The organism is Ochrobactrum sp. CGA5 (assembly GCF_006345815.1).
Lineage (GTDB): Bacteria > Pseudomonadota > Alphaproteobacteria > Rhizobiales > Rhizobiaceae > Brucella.
Genome location: NZ_VCIG01000003.1, coordinates 103,559 through 121,371 on the forward strand (window position 1 = coordinate 103,559; position 17,813 = coordinate 121,371).

Below are 17,813 nucleotides of genomic sequence, written 5' to 3' on the forward strand. Positions count from 1 at the left end.
GCTGCGCTTGATAAAATCTATGCGCATGCGGAACGTTTTTGCATGTCTGTTATCTTTCTCGCTACTCGCGTCGCTTGGTATGGCGATGCCATTGGCTTATGCCGAAGTGGCACCCGGCAAGGTACCGCTCACTGCACCTCTGACACCCGTTCAGACCGGCCCCGATAGCGAACAGAAGCCTGCCCCTGACAAGCCTGCATCGGACGCAGCTCTGACACCTGAAGAGCGTCTCGACAAGCTCTTTGCCGATCTGCGCCGCACAACAGATGAAGCCAAGGCACGACGCATTGCTTCCCAGATCAATACACTGTGGTCGCAGTCAGGCAGCGCCACCGTCGATCTCATGATGCAATGGGCCAATACCGCAATGCTCGAGCGACGCTATCCCTCGGCTATTGACTTCCTGAACGAGGTGATCGCGCTCAACCCGGAATATGCAGAGGCTTGGAACCGCCGGGCCACGGTCTATTTCCTTCAAAAAGACTATGCCCACGCCATGTACGACATCAATCGTACGCTGGAGCTGGAACCTCGCCATTATGGCGCCCTGACCGGCATGGCGGCCATCTTGCGCTTGCGCGGCCTCAAGGAACAGGCACTGAAAGCCTATGAGCAAGCTCTCATCGTCTATCCGATGATGCGAGACGCGCAGAAGAACTTCAATGATCTGGCCGACGAACTGACGGATACGCGGACGTAGAGCTGTTCCGGTCAAAACGGAGCCGTCGGAACCGCTCTAACTATCTGTTTTTAAGCATGTCTTTATCCCAAAAGTCGCCCTACGTGTGTGACACATTCTCAAAATCATCCAGACCAAAACAAAACGCGCCCATGAAGGAGCGCGTTTTGTATGTCGTCCGCTGTGATTGGATGAGATTACGGTGGCGAGTCCAAAAATGGTGAATCGGAGCGGGATGTATTTTGGATACATGAGCACCGGAAGCGAAAAACAACGCTATTTGCAGGCCGTCACGACCGGAATACACAAAATACCCGACCTGATTTCATCAGGTCGGGTTATGCCTTCTCTTACGCATTATCCGAAACATCGAAGCGGTATATGAAATCGGTCCAGTGGACTGACTTCTCAGCGAAGGCGCTTCGCACTTTTGCTGGAAATGCTTTAAATGCCCGACTTTCCATCGGGACCAATATAAGCAATGCGCAGCATGTTCGTCGCGCCAGGTGTGCCGAATGGAACGCCAGCGGTAATGATGACGCGATCACCTGCCTTACCGAACTCCTCGTGGAACACGATTTCGCAGGCATGGTTGACCATGTCTTCCAGATCGTGAGCATCGGCGGTCACCACACAATGCAAACCCCAGACAAGCGACAGCCTGCGTGCTGTATCGACAACCGGCGACAGGGCAATGATCGGCGTACGCGGACGCTCGCGGGCAGCGCGCAGGCCGGTCGTGCCGGACGCGGTGTAGGTGACGATTGCCGAAAGCTTCAGCGTTTCTGCGATCTGACGGGCAGCAAGCGAAATTGCGTCCGCGCCTGTTGGTTCTGGTGCAGCACGCTGCGCATCTATGATGGTCGAATAGGTCGGTTCTTTTTCCACCTGCTCCGCGATGCGGTTCATCGTAGCAACAGCTTCGACCGGATACTGGCCTGAGGCCGATTCTGCCGAAAGCATGATCGCATCGGCGCCCTCGAACACAGCGGTTGCAACGTCAGACACTTCGGCGCGGGTCGGAACCGGAGCCGTAATCATCGATTCCAGCATCTGCGTCGCGACAACGACCGGTTTGCCAGCACGGCGCGCCTTCCGGGTAATCTGCTTCTGAATGCCCGGAACGCTTTCAAGTGGCACTTCAACGCCAAGATCGCCGCGCGCAACCATCAATGCGTCGGACAATTCGATGATCTCGTCGAGACGCGTCACAGCTTGCGGTTTCTCGATCTTCGACATCAGGCCAACCTTGCCGCGCGAAATCTTGCGCACTTCGGCCAGATCTTCCGGGCGCTGGATAAAGGAAAGCGCAACCCAATCGATTTCTTCCTTCAGGACAGCCTCGAGATCCTTGCGGTCCTTCTCCGTCAGAGCGCCAACGCCAAGCGTCGTATCCGGCAGGCTAACGCCTTTGCGGTCCGAAATACGTGTCCCGGAAACAACCTTGCAGCGGATAGACTTGCCGTCGCTCGCCTCGGCGACCAGATGCAGCTTGCCATCGTCGATCAGCAGGCGATGCCCCGGTTCGACAGCTTCAAGAATTTCGGGATGGGGAAGATAGACGCGATGTTCATCGCCAGGCGCATCGTTGTTGTCTAACGTGAAGGTCTGGCCGGGAACGAGATCGACCTTACCGTCCTTGAACTTGCCAACGCGCAGCTTCGGGCCCTGCAAATCGGCCAGAATGCCGATCGGGCGACCCAGTTCCTTTTCCACATTGCGGATGCGCTTCACGAGGGTGCGCATCAGGTCATGGTCAGCATGACTCATATTGATGCGGAACACATCCGCGCCGGCCTCAAACAGCTTACGGATGACGGCTTCCTCACCCGACGCCGGACCTAGCGTGGCGAGAATCTTGACCTTGCGGTTGCGCTTCATTGACTATTCGTTCCTGTAACAGTGGGGTTTTCTGTCGGCGTTTCATCGGTGAGCTGAACCATCCAGCTCGATTGTTCCCCGGTGTCGTATTCCTGGAAGCCATTGCGCTGGAACCCCCGCGCAAAGCAATCCTGGACGCCAGTGATACGGAATTCTTTCTCGGCCACGCACATATTGACCTTGCCCTCCCATCGCCCGCCGCCCTGGGCGTCTTCCGCATAGAGGTAATAATAGCGAGAGGTCAGCGGCCCTTCGATCAGGGTTTTACAGCTCGATCCGTCGATGTGCCACCAGCCTTCGGTGACCCAGCCGGTCTTGGCTCTGTAGCCGATCGCCACACCGACGAGATTCTGAGTGGCGTTGCATACACGGAAATCCGCACGAGCCTCTATCGATGTCATGCCCAGCGCAGTCATCAGTACACCGGCAAACAAAATTAGAGATAGTGGAAGTCGCATACGCAGAACCCCTTCAGCCCGCTATCGGTTTTATCGAACAATTTGTAGTGCACAGGGAAATCCCATCTCAGGCAAATCCCATCTCGGGTTGCTCTCTTTTCGGCAGTTTCGCCTTTGATGTCAACGCAATCCCATTGAGAACAGGTACTCTTGACCAAAGAATGATCGTTGCAATCCGGGCTTTCTCATGACAGACCTGAAACAGCTTCCCGCACAAGACCGAAATAATCCCCTTATTTAGCCTCGGGTTCCGCTCCATGCCGCCTCAATCCGGATCAACTGCTTCGTCACCGTTCTCACCAGCGCATAATATTGACGGTGATTTCAGTCTCGGTTTGCTCCTGACTGCCGACCACGCACGGCGCGACGTTCCCGCCGAATATGGCACGCTTGGTTTGCGGACAAGTGAATTCGACCGTCATATCGCCTATGATATCGGGGTCGAGAATTTGACCCGCAGGCTTGCAAGCCGTCTCAACGCACCAGCAGTTCTCGGCGGGTTCTCGCGACTCTTGATCGATCCCAATCGCGGCGAAGACGACCCGACACTTATCATGCAATTGTCGGATGGTGCGGTCATTTCCGGCAATTATCCATTGTCGGCCGGTGAACGCGAGGAACGCCTTGAGCGCTTCTATCGCCCCTATCACGAAGCAGTCGTGCGAGCGAGCAATCGTGTGGCGACTGAAAGCGGGGCGGCGCCTTTCATCGTTTCGATCCATTCCTTCACGCCGCGCTGGAAGGAAAAGATCCGCCCCTGGCAGATCGGCCTTCTCTGGGACAAGGACGATCGTGTCGTAAAGCCGCTTTTATCATTGCTGCGTGAAAACGTCGACCTGATGGTTGGCGATAATGAACCTTATGACGGCGCACTCAAAAACGATGCCATGTACCGCCATGCAACGGCCAAGGGTTTCGCCCATGTCCTGATTGAGGTGCGGCAGGACCTGATCGCCGATGACAAAGGTGCAGGTGAATGGGCTGACAGGCTGGCGCCGATGATTGAGCACATCAACACCTTACCCGGCATCCATACGGTACAGCAATTCGGCTCGCGTGCCGATAAGAAAACGTAACAGGCCTGTCAGGAGAGACTTTACCCGCTATCCACAGGGCTTGACCCACCAAGTCGGGTCGTGCATCGAAAAAGGCTCTTAATTTTGCCTGCGACTCGCGGGAAAAACAGTCCAGACTTTCGATAAGCGGTTTCGGCGCAATGCGTCTCCGCATCATCACAGACTTTGAATTGGAGAACTCCTCGTGAGCGACGACATTACCAGCGAAGCCCAAACCATTGCTGTCGGACAGTTGCGCGCTTTCATTGAGCGCATTGAGCGCCTGGAAGAAGAAAAAAAGACCATCGGCGACGATATCAAGGAAGTTTACGCGGAATTGAAGGGTTCGGGGTTTGACAGCAAGGTCGTGAGAACCATTATTCGGCTGCGTAAAAAAGAAGACCATGAACGTCAGGAAGAAGAAGCCATGTTGCAGCTTTATATGGATGCGCTTGGCATGAGCTGATTCCGGCTCTTCCCGGAGCCTTGCCTCTTCCTGAAATCGAAATCCAACGGATCGCCAGCGGTTCGTAATCAGAGGAAGGGGACAGGGTCTATGGAATTCAAGAAGCTCGGACGTACCGAACTCAATGTTTCGCCGCTTTGCTTCGGTGGAAATGTATTTGGATGGACAGTCGATGAAGCGACATCATTCTCGCTTCTCGACCGTTTCATTGATGCCGGCTTTAATTTTATCGATACAGCGGATGCCTATTCCGCCTGGGCACCCGGAAATGTGGGCGGCGAATCCGAAACAATTATCGGCAATTGGCTGAAATCCCGTGGTCTGCGCGATAAAGTCATCATTGCCACCAAGGTTGGGTCCGAGATGGGGCCTGACGAGAAGGGTCTTTCCCCGACCTACATCCGTAAAGCAGTCGACGCCTCCCTCAAACGACTGCAAACAGACTATATCGATCTTTATCAATCGCACTGGGACGACCCTGAAACGCCGTTCGAAGACGTGCTTGGCACCTATAAGGAGCTGATTGATGCAGGCAAGGTACGCGCCATCGGTGCATCCAATCTGACGCCTGAGCGGCTGACCGAGGCACTTGACGTCGCCCAGGTCAATAATCTGCCGCGCTATGAAAGCCTGCAACCGCTTTATAATCTCTACGATCGCTCTGATTTTGAAGGGTCACTGGAGAAAATTTGCCGTGAGAACGAGATCGGCGTTATTTCCTATTATTCGCTCGCAGCAGGTTTCCTGACCGGGAAGTATCGTTCTACCGGGGATTTAGGACAAAGCGCGCGGGGCAAATCGGTCGAAAAATATCTGACGGATCGTGGCTCGCGGATCATTGCAGCACTCGATGAAGTGGCACGCAATCTCGATGTCACGTCTGCACAAGTCGCCATTGCATGGCTCATCGCGCAACCATCGGTCACAACCCCTATCGTCAGCGCCACACGCTCGGCCCAGCTTGGCGAGCTGATTGCGGCAGCCGAACTGAAACTCAGCGACGATGAAATCGCCTTGCTGAACAAGGCGAGCGGATAGCGGAACGGCATCGAAGGGTAGCTTTATCCTTCGATTTCCTCTCGCAGCATTTCCAGTTCCAGCCATTCCTCTTCCATGGCCGCATTTTCGGAGCGCTTCTTCTCAAGAAGATCGGCAGTCTTGGCAAAAAGCGTCGGGTCCTTGGCATAAAGCTGCGGATCAGCGAGCTTGCCTTCGAGCACGGCAATTTCCTTCGCAATCGCATCCATTTTGCCGGGCAGCGTTTCCAGGGCAAATTTCTGTTTGTAGGAGAGCTTGCGCTTTTCCTCACGCTTGGGCTGCGGCGCCTCTTCGTCTGACTTCTCGTCACTTCGGCCGCCTGACACCTTGACCGAGCGCCGGTTCAAAGCCTGCTCCTTGCGCTGTGCCATCATATCGGCATAGCCACCCGCATATTCGAGCCAGCGTCCATCACCTTCCGGCGCAATCACCGATGTAACTGTGCGATCCAGAAAGTCACGGTCGTGGCTGACCAGAATGACTGTACCGGGGAAACCTGCGACCAGCTCCTGTAGGAGATCAAGCGTCTCCATATCAAGGTCATTGGTTGGCTCATCGAGGATAAGAAGGTTGGCGGGCCGCGCCAGAACGCGGGCCAGCATCAGACGGGCACGTTCGCCTCCCGAAAGTTCGCGAATGGGCGTGCGAGCCTGTTCGGGCTGGAACAAAAAGTCCTTCATATAGGACACGACATGCCGCTGCTCGCCGTTGACGACGAGGCTTTCACCTCGTCCATCGGTCAAATAATGCGCCAATGTCTCATCCAGATTGAGGCTTTCGCGTTTCTGGTCAAGTTCGGCCATTTCGAGATTGACGCCAAGCCGTAAGGTTCCCGAATCCGGCTCAAGCTTGCCGGTCAAAAGCGACAGAAGTGTCGTCTTTCCAGCACCGTTAGGTCCAACGAGACCTATACGATCGCCGCGCTGCACACGAATCGAAAAATCCTTGACCAGAGTGCGCTCGCCATAGGCCTTGCTCAGCCCCTTGGCTTCGATCACCAACTTGCCAGATTCCTTGGCGTCGCTTGCCGCTAGTACCGCAGTTCCCTGCGCCTTGCGATGATTGCGAAAATCGGCACGCATCGAATGCAATTCTCCGAGACGGCGCATATTGCGCTTACGCCGGGCGGTAACGCCATAACGCAGCCAGTGCTCCTCGCGCGCGATCTGGCGCCCAAGCTTGTGATGATCGCGCTCTTCCTCCTCCAACACCTTGTCGCGCCATTCCTCGAAATGACTGAAGCCCTGTTCAAGACGACGCGTGATGCCACGATCCAGCCAGACCGTCGCCCGACTGACATTCTCCAGAAAGCGGCGGTCATGCGAGATCAAAACAATGGCGGAGCGAATCTGGCGCAGCTCGCCTTCCAGCCATTCGATGGTGGTCAGATCCAGATGATTTGTCGGCTCGTCCAGCAGCAGAACATCAGGCTGCGGTGCAATCACCCGTGCCAGAGCGGCACGTCGCGCCTCGCCGCCGGACAGGTGATCAGGCTTTTCCTCACCCGTCAGACCAAGATGCTCGAGAAGATAGGTAACGCGATGCGGATCGTCGGTTGGCCCCAACCCGGCTTCAACATAAGCGCGGACATTGGCAAAGCCTTCCATATCCGGCACCTGCGGCAGATAACGGACGGTTGCCCCCGGATGTTTGAAAACCTCGCCTGATGTCGCCTCCACCATACCGGCTGCAATCTTGAGCAAGGTGGATTTACCCGAGCCGTTGCGTCCGACCAGTGCGATGCGGTCGCCTTCGCTCACCGAAAGGCTGGCATCCTCCAGAAGCGGCGTGCCTCCAAAAGTTAGCTTGATCTGGTCGAGGCGAAGGAGTGGTGGTGCCATGGTTCTCTTCGATAAACAGGGTTTGGAATTCCGCCCTGCTTGTCCGCGACAAAAGCCTTTATGTCAAATGGTACGGCATGAAAAGACCCGTCAAAAACAAACAGGTCGGGTTTCCCCGACCTGCCCGCAAACTTATTCAAACAGCTATTGCTGGCCCATCGATTACTGGCAAGGCGCTTCGTAGATGCGGCCATATGGGTCGCGATAGCGGCAGTACTGCGTGCCATTGCGCGTCTGAGCTGCACCAAGCAGCGTACCGGCAACACCGCCGATAGCAGCGCCGGCAAGAGCGCCACGACCATTACCGCCGATGGCACCACCGGCGAGAGCGCCGAGTGCTGCGCCACCAACACCGTAACCGGCCGTGCGCTGTTCGTTGGTCGTGCATGCAGCCGTCGAGAACGCGAGCACGCCAGCAACAGCAATCATCGTAAGACGTGACTTCATTGAAACATCTCCTACAAGAGTTGAACTAATCACCGACTTTGCGTCCCCAATTTCGGCGTAAAGCAGATGACACCCGCTTGATCCATTTACAATACGTTTCGCTTGCCAGCGTCAAGTTCTTTCGATTGATAAGGTTAGCGAAATGAGCGCGGCGTTTCCTCCATCGCCAAGTTGGCTATAAGTATCGCTAGTCCAGAATGCACAGTAACACGAAGTGTTCCACGAACTACATTGGAAACCGTCCATGAAGAGCCAAAGGGCAGTGTCACATTATCTAACGGCCACTCTGCATTTGTGATCGAAAGCCCTTCAACAGTGTTGAAATTAATCACACTGAACGGTGTCCCGCCAGGAAAATCATAGACGTAATCTCCCGGCGGCAGAGGCCACGCCTCCTCGGAACCGCTGGACAGAAGCACGTTCCGCCCTTTTGCGGCCTGCGCCGTCGCCATGGTCAGATGCATAAGCGTGTGATCGGTACGCTGCCCCCCGAAAGCTCCGCAGAGGATCACCCGATCCGCACCCCGCATATAGGCCTCCTCAAAGGCCAGCTCTCCGTCCGTCATGTCCTTGGCGGAAGGGAACGTCTTTTGCGGCACGTTTGCATATTGCGCGCGAAGCTGTGCGGAGGTTGAATCGAAATCGCCGAGCCATAATTCCGGTTCGACGCCAAGAGCGGCAGCATGCCTGATCCCGCTATCGGCAGCCAGGATACGAGCGCCTCTAATCTGGTGCTTCAGGCGATCGGTGACGACCAGATCGCCGCCGAGGAGAATGACGAATGTGCTCATAAGCCGCTCATAACACGGGCAAATCCGCGCTGGAAGTCTGCATTCACTGCTGTTGCTACGCCCCGAAAGATTATTGCCCTTCCCGTTGCGAAAGATTATTGTCGCAACCGCTCTAACGGGGTGCCGTCTGCTTTTGCGGATGGCTGAGAGGCCCAAAGTGTTTCCAGCAAAAGCGACTAGCAGTTTTGCGCCCGGAAATGCATGAAAACGGCTAACCCGCTGAACCTGATCCGGTTTGCACCGGCGGAGGGATTAGACGCTCCATAAAACGGCGCTCAATCCTCTTGTAGTAAAAGAAAGGAAGTGCCGTGATGCGGCTTTTATCTTTGCTGGCTTTTTCGCTTTCCACTGCCATTGCTTTCACCCCTTCGGCGCAGGCGAAAAACAAGCTCACCGTCTATACCTATGACAGTTTCGTATCCGAATGGGGACCTGGGCCGAAGGTCAAGGAAAACTTCGAGAAGGAATGCGACTGCGAAGTTGAGTGGATTGCGTCCGCCGACGGTGTTGCCTTGCTAAACCGTCTCAAGCTTGAAGGCGGCAATACCAAAGCCGATATTGTCCTCGGCCTTGATACAAATCTGACCACCGAAGCACGCGCTACCGGCTTTTTTGCGCCAAGTGGCATCGACCAGAGCAATGTAAGTGTTCCGGGCGGCTTTAAGGACGATATTTTCGTTCCCTATGATTACGGCTATTTCGCCGTAGTCTACGATTCAGAAAAATTGCCCAATCCACCGAAGAGCTTGAAGGAACTGGTCGAAGGCGATCCTTCCCAGAAGATCGTGCTGCAAGACCCGCGCACTTCGACACCGGGGCTGGGTATGCTGCTCTGGATGAAATCGGTCTATGGCGATGAGGCGGAAGCGGCCTGGCAGAAACTTCAGAGGCGCATTCTCACTGTCACACCCGGCTGGTCGGAAGCCTATGGTCTCTTTACCAAGGGCGAGGCCCCAATGGTGCTGTCCTATACAACCTCGCCAGCTTATCACATGATTGCGGAAAAGACGGAGCGCTATAAGGCTTTGGCTTATCCGGAAGGCAATTATCTCCAGATCGAGCTGGCCGCCCAAACAACGACCGGCGCGAAAAATCCTCTAGCGCAAGAATTTCTGGCTTTCATGACCGGGGCCGGTTTCCAGGATGTCATTCCTGAAACCAATTGGATGTACCCAGCGGGCAAGACATCCACGCCGCTTTCAGCCGCTTTCGACACACTGGCGAAGCCGGACAAAACACTCCTCCTGCCTTCCGACGAAGTGGCCAAAAACCGGAAGTCGTGGGTCGATGAATGGCTGGCCGCGACCAGCAAATGACGACACTTCCGGCACAGCATCGCTCGAAAGAAACATCCGCCGCGAAACCGGTTGCGGGTGCCTTGGCGCTTGTCTTTTTGATCGTGCTTGCCGGTGGTGCGCTCATTGCACTGGCATATGAAGCTGGCAGCGGCAGTTTCGACGCCGCTGCAAATTTCGATACTTATCTATGGCGGGTTGCCCGTTTCACGATCCTGCAAGCAATCGCTTCCAGCCTGCTGTCCGTGCTGTTCGCAGTTCCGGTCGCCCGCGCACTCTATGCCGAAGCCAGCTTTCCGGGGCGCGGGCTTATTCTACGCCTGTTTGCCCTGCCGCTTGCTTTGCCCGCACTCGTCGCTGTGCTTGGCGTCACCAGCATCTATGGCCGCAACGGTTTCATTGCCCATCTGTCAGAGGCTGCAGGACATCCAGTCCAACCGGATATTTACGGTATCACCGGCATCCTGATTGCTCATATCTTCTTCAATATGCCACTCGCGGTCCGTCTCATTCTGGCAGGTTACGAATCCATACCGACCGATTACTGGAAGCTCGCGGCGCAACTCGACATGGGCAATGGAGCGCGTTTCCGGCTTATCGAATGGCCCGTGATCCAACGTAATCTGCCCGGCATGATCAGTCTGATCTTCATGCTCTGCGTGACGAGTTTCACGACTGTGCTGACGCTCGGCGGCGGACCGCGCGCCACCACGCTTGAAGTCGCAATCTACCAGAGCCTGCATTTCGACTTCGAGCCGGGCAGAGCCGTCGCCCTGACCTTCACGCAGCTTGCGTTGACATTGCTTGTCCTTCTGGCTCTACGCCTGACCGGCAGCGCATCCGAAGAAGGTTTCACCCATATGGCCGCACTACGACGCTATGGCAAGTCTTCAGTGATTGAACGTATTTCAAACATCGTCGTCATCGGGTTAGGTTTCCTCTATGTCGCATTGCCGATTGCCGGTGTGGTAATCTCCGGCCTCGCCGCCGATCTTGTGCGGCTACTGACGGAGAGAATAGTCTGGCGTGCCATTGGCACCAGTCTCGTGCTCGGCTTTTCCGCGGCTCTGTTGTCGGTCATTTTATCCTTCGCGCTGGTGTCAGCACGTGAAGCCGTGAAAAAACGTAAACTGGCCAATATCTTCGATACGGGTGCCAGCCTGATCCTCGTTATGCCGCCGATCGTAATCGGCGCCGGCTGGTTCATCCTACTTCGCCATTTCACCGACCCGTTTGCTATGGCACCCTTCATGGTTGTCACCGTCAATGCCGCCATGGCCATGCCCTTTGCTGTGCGCCTTCTGCGGCCCGCATGGGATACGGCGGCAAGCCGCCACAACCGGCTTTGCGCGCAACTGGGCATTCGCGGCATCACCCGTTTCCAGCTCATCGACTGGCCTTCGATCCGCAAGCCTTTCGGCATGGCCTTTGCCTTTGCCATGGCGCTTTCGCTTGGCGATCTTGGCACGATTGCCCTGTTCGGTAGCGACGCGCTTTTGACACTGCCCTATCTCCTCTTGCAGCGTATGGGCAGCTATCGCACATTTGACGCAGCCGGTCTGGCCCTCATTCTCGGGCTGCTTTGCCTCGTATTAATGATGATCGCAGATCGCGCATCCCGAAAGGAAACGCCTTCTTCATGAACGCCCGAATGAATGCTCTTGCCGAAATTCGCCTCGATAGCGTTCGTTTCAGCTATGGCGAAACTGCCATGCAATTCGATGCGACAATAAAGGGCGGTGCCATTGCCGCGGTTGTCGGGCCGAGTGGTTCGGGCAAGTCAACACTTCTCAACCTGATCGCCGGTTTCGAATTTCCGCAATCCGGCCATATCTTCATCGGCGATGAAGAGGTCAGTGAACTTTCCCCGGCTGACCGGCCTGTTTCGATGGTTTTTCAGGAAAACAACCTGTTTGCCCACCTGACCGTCGAACAGAATGTCGGCCTCGGACGCTCGCCGAAACTGAAGCTAACCGCAGAAGACCGCGCCGATATTGCAAAAGCCTTGTCACGTGTCGGGCTTGCTGGCAAAGAACAGCGCAAGCCTGAGGCTCTGTCCGGCGGCGAACGCCAGCGCGTGGCGATTGCCCGCGTGCTCGTACGCCAGCGCCCGGTTTTACTCCTCGACGAGGCCTTTGCCTCGCTCGGCCCGGCGCTACGACACCAGATGCTGGATCTGGTCATGGAGCTTCAACTTGAAACTGGCATGACGGTAGTGATGGTGACCCACACGCCTGAAGATGCGCTCTATCTCGATGCAGTGTTACTTTTTCTCGACAGTGGCCGGATTTCCGCTATAGGCCCTGCTGCTGAACTGCTCTCACCGACTGGACCAGAAGCATTACGGCACTATATCGGCGAAAAGCGCAAATCAGGGCTGGACCTCAAATAGAGTTACGGTAGCGGACATATTTTGTTCGCAATCCGCCGGAAGAACCGGCTACAGCTTTCTTGTAGTGCCCACGTACTGCTTGTAGGCTTTCCGGTCTGTGGCTAGATTTGGCTCCGGATCGAACAATCTGATTCAGAAGCGAGGATAAAATACTGTTCCGTCAATCGACCCGTTCCCGGGCCTTCCTGCGTCTCCCCATCTCTCTGCCAGAATGGACGCAGCAAAATTGGCGGAAATCAGCCATCAGTCTTGGCTTGCTTATGGTCGCCCTGATTTCAGGTTGCCAGTCGATCAATTCCAGCAAGGACCTCGGGCTGCAACCTTCCGACAATCCCGTGACGGTCGACAATGTGACGCGTAATGATCGGCTGGCGCAGCTCGGTGCCCAGCAGCACCCACGCATCCTCGCGACCTATGGCGGCGAATACAAAGACCAAAAGCTTGAACGCATGGTGGCGAAGATCGTAGGCAAGCTGACGACCGTTACCGATAAGCCGGACCAGACCTATCGCATCACAATTCTCGATAGTCCCAACATCAATGCCTTCGCGTTGCCAGGCGGCTATCTCTACGTTACGCGCGGCCTGCTCGCGCTTGCCAACGACTCTTCCGAAGTGGCAGCCGTGATCGCTCACGAAATGGGCCATGTCATCGCCAATCACGGTATTCTGCGGCAAGAGAAAGAAGCTGAGACGGCCATAGCCGGGCGCGTCGCCAGCGAAGTGCTCCATAATGAATCCGCCAGCCGCGAAGAAGCGCTGCGCGGCAAGCTGCGGCTTGCCCAGTTCTCGCGTAACCAGGAATTGCAGGCCGACGCCATCGGCATCAAGATGATCGGCGAGGCCGGCTATGACCCTTTTGCTTCGGCGCGCTTCCTGCAATCAATGGAAGCCTATCAGAGCTTCCGTTCGATTTCAGGCGCAACCGATGCGAGCCTTGACTTCCTCGCAAGTCACCCGGCAACACCGCAGCGCATTCAGCTTGCGCTTGGTCACGCGCGACGCATCGGCGCGCCCGGTGTTGGCACAACTGATCGGGATTCCTTCCTCAATGGGATTGATGGCCTTCTTTATGGCGACTCACCCAATGAAGGTTATGTCCGTGAGCAGACCTTCATACATCCGAAGCTCGGCGTCACCTTCCGCGCACCGGATGGCTTCAGCATAGACAATTCAGCCAACGCAGTCATGGCAAGCGGCCCCGGCGAAGTCGCTATCCGTTTCGATGGCGCATCTCTCGCCGCCGGATCAAACCTTGCCGACTATATCCGCTCAGGTTGGGTGACGGGTCTCGACAACAGTTCGATCCAGACCACCACCATTAACGGCCTGCCTGCCGCGACCGCGCGCGCCAGCGCCGACCGGTGGCAGTTCGACATTGTGGTCATTGGCGCAAACAACAAGGTGTATCGCTTCCTGACAGCGGCCCCGAAAGGCAGCAACGCCCTTCTGCCTGCTTCTCAGACGGTTACACAGTCCTTCCGCCTGCTTTCGCCTGCCGAACAGAACGCTATCAAGCCGCTTCGCATTCGCGTTGTGACGGTTAAGCCGGGCGACACGCTGCCCAGCCTGTCAGCACGCATGCAGGGCACCACCCGCAAACTGGAACTGTTCCGACTTCTCAATGCCATGTCGGCGGGAGCGACGGTTTCAGTCGGTGACCGCGTGAAGCTGATCAGCGAGTAAGTCACGATGACCGAAACACTTATCCACTCTGTCCTTGCGGGAAAAGTCACTCCTCTCGGCGCCCGCGGGGTTCCAAGCGGCATCGACAAGCAGCCGGTTTCTGGCAAGGTCCGCGTGACCTTCGAAGGGCTGGACTGCGATGCACAGGGCGACCGGAAAGTGCATGGCGGACCGGAAAAGGCGCTCCATCATTATCCGCGTGATCATTATCCGGTCTGGCGCGAAGAGATTGGCGACAATCCGCGCCTGAGCGCGCGTGGTGCTTTCGGCGAAAACATTTCTACGTTGGGTCTGAACGAGCGCAATGTTGCCGTGGGCGACAGGTTCCGGCTCGGTACCGCGCTTGTCGAAGTTTCACAGGGTCGCCAGCCTTGCTGGAAACTGAACGAACGCTTTGCAACAGCCGACATGGCCATGCGCGTCCAGAAGACGGGGCGTACCGGCTGGTATTATCGTGTTCTGGAAGAAGGCGACGTGGAAGCCGGCGATATGATGGTTCTTGTCGACCGCTTGTCGCCGGACTGGACACTGCACCGCGTCTGGCATCTGCTTTATGTCGACACACTGAACTATGACGAGCTGTCTGTTATGGCGAAACTTTCGCATCTTGCCGACGGTTGGAAACGCTATGCGGTGCGCCGCTTGGAGAACCGCAAGGTCGAGGATTGGTCATCGCGCCTTGAAGGCAAGTCTTCGGAACCACAAAAGTAAGGAGGAGCCGCCGGCCCCTCTCCTTATGTTGCCCTGGCCCTAGAAAATCTTATGCCTGATAGGCCGCCAGTTCATGCTGGCTCAACAGGGCGATCTTCAGCTTCTCCATTGCACGGCTTTCAATCTGCCGCACCCTTTCCTTGGAGATGCCAAGCTTTTCACCCAATGCTTCAAGCGTTACGCCGTCATCATCGAGACGGCGCTCGCGGATGATGTGCAACTCGCGCTCATTCAACGTGTTTAGCGCCACATTGAGCCACTGATTGCGGCGCTCCATATCAATGGAGCTTTCGGCGATCTCATCCTGCAAGGGATGATCATCAACCAGAAAATCCATGCGACGCGACGCACCCGACTCCTCGTTGTTCAAAGGTGCAGATAGGGAACTATCCGGCCCCGACAGTCGGCTGTCCATGATTTCCACATCGCTTGTCGAAACACCAAGTTGATCGGAAATTTCGCGATACATCTCAGCCTTGGTCATATTATCATAGGACTGGGCCAGTTTCGAGCGAAGCCGCCGCAAGTTGAAGAACAGAGCCTTTTGTGCGGAACTCGTACCGCCGCGTACGATGGACCAGTTGCGCAGAATGTAATCCTGCATAGATGCGCGAATCCACCAAGATGCATAGGTCGAGAAACGCACCTCCCGTTCGGGATCAAAACGCGCGGCAGCTTCAAGAAGGCCGACATATCCTTCCTGAATTAGATCGCTCATCGGCAGTTTGAACTTGCGGAATCGCCCGGCCATGGAAATGACCAGTCTCATATGGGCCGATGTGATACGATGTAGTGCTTCCTGATCTTTCAGTTCCTTCCAGCGAATGGCGAGGTCCCGCTCCTCTTCGCGCTCCAGATAGGGAGCCGACATTGCGCTGCGGATCATTGACTGGGAAGAGGCTGCAGTCGCTGGGAGGCTGCGCGCAACCATAGGCATGCGATTGGCTGGAACTGCGGAAGAACTGCTCATGGATGACTGCTTCATCTGGTTCTCCTGTTCTGAACTCACGCCCGCCGGGCGTTCAGTGGAAGGATATGCCAGTCCCACAAAGACTCATTGGACGAATTAGCGACTTCGCCCATAACTCCCCGCCAGGCCCATTCTTTGGCCAATATGATTACGCCGCAAAACAAACCCGTTTACGAACTGGTGTCTGGAGGAACGCATCAAATGCGATCAGGTTCCCACGAACTAAGGATAAATCTCTCACAATGCAGGAAGATGAAGGAGAGGATTAATGAATGACTGCGAAATTCAATAGAACTTTAACCAGATAGTATTGCCCTTTTCGCAAGAAGAGCCGCTGGCCAACTCCTGTAAGGGGCGGAAACAAAAAAACCCGGCTAAAGCCGGGCCTTTTTGGAAGAAGAAAAGTAAGCTTATGCCGCTTCGACTTCATCGTCATCGAGGTCTGCCTCAGCGTCGGCCTTGCCGCGCTTCGGTCCCTTGGCGAGATTTGCTTCGATCAGACGAACAGCTTCGGTTTCCGAAAGCTTGTTCACGGCAGCAATTTCGCGCGCCATACGATCAAGGGCAGCTTCATAAAGCTGGCGTTCCGAATAAGACTGTTCCGGCTGGTTTTCAGCGCGGAAAAGATCACGAACGACTTCCGAGATAGAGATCAGATCGCCGGAATTGATCTTCGCGTCGTATTCCTGGGCGCGACGCGACCACATGGTACGCTTCACACGTGCGCGGCCTTGTACGACCTTGAGTGCGCGTTCAACATAGTCCGTCTCCGACAACTTGCGCATGCCGATGGAAGCGGCTTTGGCAACCGGCACCTTCAGGCGCATCTTATCTTTTTCGAAATCGATCACGAAAAGCTCGAGCTTGTGGCCTGCCACTTCCTGCTCTTCGATGGTGACGATCTGGCCGACGCCATGAGCTGGATATACGATGGCCTCACCGGCCTTGAACCCGCCACGCGCCACTGGAGACTTTTTCTGCTGGGATGACATACGCTTCATTACTCCCTGTAGTGCCCGGCGCGACCCGCCGGTTGACACATGATGTTCGACCGCGCTCCGGAGAAATGAAGCACGGAAGTTGTTTGTCGGTTTGGAACTGAAAACGTATCTGACGGCAAATCTAACCGACCGGGTGTACGGTGAGGGGGACGACGCCAGATCGCAATCATCTTCCCCGGTGCCATTCAGCCCAGTACTAAAGATCAGCCCTTTCAGAGATTAACGCATAGCGCCACGAATTGACGTCCAGTCACCGAAATTATTGGATCAACCTAACACAATTTCGCGAAAGAATCAACAAATTGCCAAATATGTCCTATCTGGCAATGCAACACGCCTAAAAGATCGGCGATTTCCAGTGATTTTGTTCGTCTTTAGCCGGTGCATTGCAGAAAATGCAAGTGATAAATCTCCCGTTCCCGCAATGTCGAACAAACTGCTAGTCTTGCCAGGCTGAACGCACGCATTCCGAAAGAGCAAAGTCTTCCGAAACAAATAGATACTTTTACAATACATCCGGCTCGCAGTGGCTTGCAGGCTGAGCGACCAGCGCTTCGCCGGTATTAGTCGCCGCTACCCGGCTCGGCAGAGAAATACTTCTCCAACTTTCCGGCCACTCCGTCCATTTCCTTGGCTTCAGGAAGAGCGTCTTTCTTTGCCGTAATATTGGGCCATTTTGCCGCATATTCTGTATTGAGTTCCAGCCACTTGTCGAGGCCCGGTTCAGTGTCGGGGCTAATCGCCTCGGCAGGGCATTCCGGTTCACATACGCCACAGTCGATGCACTCGTCGGGATTGATGACGAGCATGTTTTCGCCTTCGTAGAAGCAATCGACCGGACAGACCTCGACGCAGTCCGTATATTTGCAGCGAATGCAATTATCGGTCACGACATATGTCATCGTCGAACTCCTGTTACTGCCCGAATTCCAGATCAAGCAGCTTATCTATCCTACAGCTTTGCGCGGACATTCCGGCAAGCCAACGAACGGCTTGGGGCTTGGGAATATCTGGCCATGAAGTCACTGTGCACGGAAATGGTTGCGGGTCTCAGCCCATGCCCTTTTATGACATTGCGTGAGGTAACGATTTTATCCCGCCAT

17 protein-coding genes and 1 riboswitch are annotated in these 17,813 nt (G+C 55.5%); of the genes, 9 read left to right on the forward strand and 8 right to left on the reverse strand.

All coding sequences use genetic code 11. The annotated features are described in order from the left end of the window. The first annotated feature begins 7 nt into the window (after positions 1–7). Positions 8–700, forward strand: coding sequence for a tetratricopeptide repeat protein (locus FJQ48_RS03360; RefSeq protein WP_139973795.1), 693 nt, complete (start codon positions 8–10; stop codon positions 698–700). A 423-nt stretch (positions 701–1,123) separates the two neighbouring features. On the opposite strand, the gene pyk is transcribed toward FJQ48_RS03360, so the two are convergent. Together pyk and FJQ48_RS03370 are read right to left on the reverse strand one after the other, a co-directional pair. After that, on the reverse strand, positions 1,124–2,560 hold the full coding sequence (pyk, locus tag FJQ48_RS03365) for a pyruvate kinase (RefSeq protein ID WP_139973796.1): 1,437 nt from the start codon (positions 2,558–2,560) through the stop codon (positions 1,124–1,126). Further along, entirely contained in the window at positions 2,557–3,018 is a 462-nt protein-coding gene (locus FJQ48_RS03370; protein WP_139973797.1) for a DUF1036 domain-containing protein, read from the reverse strand. Before FJQ48_RS03370 ends, pyk begins: the two co-directional genes overlap by 4 nt. A 257-nt stretch (positions 3,019–3,275) precedes the next feature. Here FJQ48_RS03370 and FJQ48_RS03375 point away from each other — a divergent pair, with 257 nt between their 5' ends. The 3 genes from FJQ48_RS03375 to FJQ48_RS03390 all read left to right on the forward strand — a co-directional run bounded on the left by FJQ48_RS03375 (position 3,276) and on the right by FJQ48_RS03390 (position 5,577). Continuing rightward, positions 3,276–4,094 (forward strand): N-formylglutamate amidohydrolase, encoded by an 819-nt coding sequence (locus tag FJQ48_RS03375; protein WP_139973798.1) that lies wholly within the window; start codon positions 3,276–3,278, stop codon positions 4,092–4,094. 184 nt (positions 4,095–4,278) lie between these two features. Next, positions 4,279–4,539 (forward strand): DUF2312 domain-containing protein, encoded by a 261-nt coding sequence (locus FJQ48_RS03385; protein ID WP_002964837.1) that lies wholly within the window; start codon positions 4,279–4,281, stop codon positions 4,537–4,539. 90 nt (positions 4,540–4,629) lie between these two features. Next, the gene (locus FJQ48_RS03390; protein WP_139973799.1) at positions 4,630–5,577 is read left to right on the forward strand and encodes an aldo/keto reductase; all 948 of its coding nucleotides are present in this window, start codon (positions 4,630–4,632) and stop codon (positions 5,575–5,577) included. Between the two features lie 23 nt (positions 5,578–5,600). On the opposite strand, the gene FJQ48_RS03395 is transcribed toward FJQ48_RS03390, so the two are convergent. From FJQ48_RS03395 to FJQ48_RS03410, 3 genes are all read right to left on the reverse strand, one after another. Further along, a complete protein-coding gene (locus FJQ48_RS03395; RefSeq protein ID WP_139973800.1) occupies positions 5,601–7,418 on the reverse strand; it encodes an ABC-F family ATP-binding cassette domain-containing protein in 1,818 nt (605 codons plus the stop codon). Positions 7,419–7,580: 162 nt separating this feature from the next. Beyond that, the gene (locus FJQ48_RS03405) at positions 7,581–7,865 is read right to left on the reverse strand and encodes a hypothetical protein (RefSeq protein ID WP_104753819.1); all 285 of its coding nucleotides are present in this window, start codon (positions 7,863–7,865) and stop codon (positions 7,581–7,583) included. A gap of 134 nt (positions 7,866–7,999) precedes the next feature. Further along, complete coding sequence (locus FJQ48_RS03410; RefSeq protein WP_139973801.1) at positions 8,000–8,656, reverse strand: thiamine diphosphokinase; 657 nt, start codon at positions 8,654–8,656, stop codon at positions 8,000–8,002. A gap of 106 nt (positions 8,657–8,762) precedes the next feature. Continuing rightward, a riboswitch (TPP riboswitch) is annotated at positions 8,763–8,925 on the forward strand. Between the two features lie 42 nt (positions 8,926–8,967). Between FJQ48_RS03410 and thiB the strand changes: the two genes are divergently transcribed. The 5 genes from thiB (at position 8,968) to FJQ48_RS03435 (ending at position 14,739) form a co-directional block, all read left to right on the forward strand. Beyond that, on the forward strand, positions 8,968–9,972 hold the full coding sequence (thiB, locus tag FJQ48_RS03415) for a thiamine ABC transporter substrate binding subunit (RefSeq protein ID WP_139973802.1): 1,005 nt from the start codon (positions 8,968–8,970) through the stop codon (positions 9,970–9,972). Further along, on the forward strand, positions 9,969–11,594 hold the full coding sequence (gene thiP / locus FJQ48_RS03420) for a thiamine/thiamine pyrophosphate ABC transporter permease ThiP (protein ID WP_139973889.1): 1,626 nt from the start codon (positions 9,969–9,971) through the stop codon (positions 11,592–11,594). The genes thiB and thiP overlap by 4 nt, the downstream gene beginning before the upstream one ends. A gap of 8 nt (positions 11,595–11,602) precedes the next feature. Then, a complete protein-coding gene (thiQ, locus tag FJQ48_RS03425) occupies positions 11,603–12,343 on the forward strand; it encodes a thiamine ABC transporter ATP-binding protein (RefSeq protein WP_139973890.1) in 741 nt (246 codons plus the stop codon). 203 nt (positions 12,344–12,546) lie between these two features. After that, positions 12,547–14,028, forward strand: coding sequence for a cell division protease CdlP (gene cdlP / locus FJQ48_RS03430; protein ID WP_139973803.1), 1,482 nt, complete (start codon positions 12,547–12,549; stop codon positions 14,026–14,028). A 6-nt stretch (positions 14,029–14,034) separates the two neighbouring features. Beyond that, the gene (locus FJQ48_RS03435) at positions 14,035–14,739 is read left to right on the forward strand and encodes an MOSC domain-containing protein (protein WP_139973804.1); all 705 of its coding nucleotides are present in this window, start codon (positions 14,035–14,037) and stop codon (positions 14,737–14,739) included. A 49-nt stretch (positions 14,740–14,788) separates the two neighbouring features. Here the strand turns inward: FJQ48_RS03435 and FJQ48_RS03440 are convergent, their stop codons facing one another. The 3 genes from FJQ48_RS03440 to fdxA all read right to left on the reverse strand — a co-directional run bounded on the left by FJQ48_RS03440 (position 14,789) and on the right by fdxA (position 17,612). Continuing rightward, entirely contained in the window at positions 14,789–15,724 is a 936-nt protein-coding gene (locus tag FJQ48_RS03440) for an RNA polymerase factor sigma-32 (RefSeq protein ID WP_139973805.1), read from the reverse strand. Positions 15,725–16,119: 395 nt separating this feature from the next. Next, positions 16,120–16,701 (reverse strand): CarD family transcriptional regulator, encoded by a 582-nt coding sequence (locus tag FJQ48_RS03445; RefSeq protein ID WP_006471273.1) that lies wholly within the window; start codon positions 16,699–16,701, stop codon positions 16,120–16,122. A 572-nt stretch (positions 16,702–17,273) separates the two neighbouring features. Continuing rightward, positions 17,274–17,612 carry a ferredoxin FdxA gene (gene fdxA / locus FJQ48_RS03450; protein WP_006467781.1) on the reverse strand — a complete coding sequence of 113 codons (339 nt, stop codon included), beginning with the start codon at positions 17,610–17,612 and terminating at the stop codon, positions 17,274–17,276. Positions 17,613–17,813 lie beyond the last annotated feature (201 nt).